This window comes from Bradyrhizobium sp. (assembly GCF_049798375.1).
Classification (GTDB): Bacteria; Pseudomonadota; Alphaproteobacteria; order Rhizobiales; family Xanthobacteraceae; genus Bradyrhizobium.
On record NZ_JBARGP010000021.1, the window covers coordinates 1 to 1730 of the forward strand.

Consider the following 1730-nt stretch of genomic DNA (forward strand, 5'->3'; position numbering starts at 1 on the left):
GGCCAGACATGACGCAACTGCGCATCCTCGCCTGTGATCAAGGTGTCGAAGCAGCCGGCGGAAGGACCGTGCGGGCGTGGGGTTGGTACGGGTGGTGCAACGGCATGAGCCGCATTCGCGTGAGGACAATGGGATGATCAGAAACTGGCGCATCGCCGCATGTGCGGCCACCTTCATGCTCTCGCTCGGCGCCGCCGCGCAGGCCCAGACCACGCTTCGCATCGGGCTTGCCGAAGATCCCGACATCCTCGATCCCACGATGGCGCGCACTTATGTCGGCCGCATCGTGTTCGCCGCGTTCTGCGACAAGCTGTTCGACATCGACGAGAAGCTCAACATCGTGCCGCAGCTCGCGCTGTCGCATGAGACCTCGGCCGATGGCAAGGAGGTCACGATCAAGCTGCGGCCCGGCGTCAAGTTCCAGGACGGCGAGCCGTTCGACGCCGAGGCCGCGAAATTCTCGCTCGACCGCCATCTCAACACGCCCGGCTCGTTCCGCAAGCCGGAGATCGCCTCGCTCGATCATGTCGATGTCGTCGATCCCCTGACCATCAAGCTGGTGCTGAAGGCGCCGTTCTCACCGCTGCTCGCCCAATTGACCGATCGTGCCGGCATGATGGTGTCGCCCAAGGCAGCCAAGGCGGAAGGCGACAAGTTCGGCCTGCACCCGGTCTGCGCCGGTCCTTACAAATTCGTCGAACGCGTGCAGCAGGACAAGATCGTGTTCGAGAAGTTCGCCGACTACTGGAATAAGGATGACATCTTCATCGACCGCATCGTCTATCAGCCGATCGACGACGCCACGGTGCGGCTCGCCAATCTCAAATCGGGCGGGCTCGACCTGATCGAGCGGCTACTGGCCACGGACATCAAGGACGTGACAAGCGACCTGCGGCTGAAGCTCGACACCGCGACCAGCCTCGGCTATCGCGGCCTGACCCTGAACATCGGCAAGGACAAGGCAAAGGGCCCGCTGAGCCAGTCGGCCAAGGTGCGGCAGGCGCTCGATCTCGCAATCGATCGCGAGGCGCTCAACCAGGTGATCTTCAACGGCGAGTTCACGCCAGGCAATCAGTGGGTGAACCCGGAAAACCCCTATTACCAGTCCGCCTTTCCGCTGCGTGGACGAGACGTCGAGAAGGCGAAGGCGCTGTTGAAGGAGGCCGGCGTGACGCCGCCGGTCACGGTCGATTTCATGGTGCCGAAGGAAAGCGAGAGCGAGGCCGCCGCGCAGGTCCTGCAGGCCATGGCTGCCGAAGCGGGCTTCGACCTGAAGATCCGCGTGACCGAGTTCGCGACGTCGCTGAAACAGGGCGAGGCCGGCGAATATCAGGCTTACATGCTGGAATGGAGCGGCCGCAGCGATCCCGACGGCAACACGTTCAACCATCTACATACCGGTGCCGCGCTGAACTACAGCGCCTGGAGCAATCCGACTGCCGACAAGGCGCTGGAGGACGCCCGGCTCGTCAGCGACATGCAGAAGCGCAAGGCGATCTACGCGATGCTGGCCCGCGAGGTGCAGAACCAGGAGCCGATCCTCTACCTCTATCATCGCAAGTTCCTGTTCGCGCACACGACCAAGCTGGAAGGCTTCCGGCCGATGCCGGACGGCCTGATACGCGTGGTCGGGCTGAAGTTGAAGTGAGCGTGGCTTTGCAGGATGGGGCTCTGCTTCGCCCCGAGCGAGCTGGTCCGGCTCCCTCCCCCCTTGTGGGGGAGGGCTGGGG

The 1730-nt window shown here is 63.7% G+C and carries 1 protein-coding gene; it reads left to right on the top strand.

Annotation, left to right across the window (positions count from 1 at the left end; translation table 11 throughout):
- Nucleotides 1-175 precede the first annotated feature (175 nt).
- The gene (locus tag WA702_RS00855; RefSeq protein WP_425108633.1) at nucleotides 176-1648 is read left to right on the top strand and encodes an ABC transporter substrate-binding protein; all 1473 of its coding nucleotides are present in this window, start codon (nucleotides 176-178) and stop codon (nucleotides 1646-1648) included.
- Nucleotides 1649-1730 lie beyond the last annotated feature (82 nt).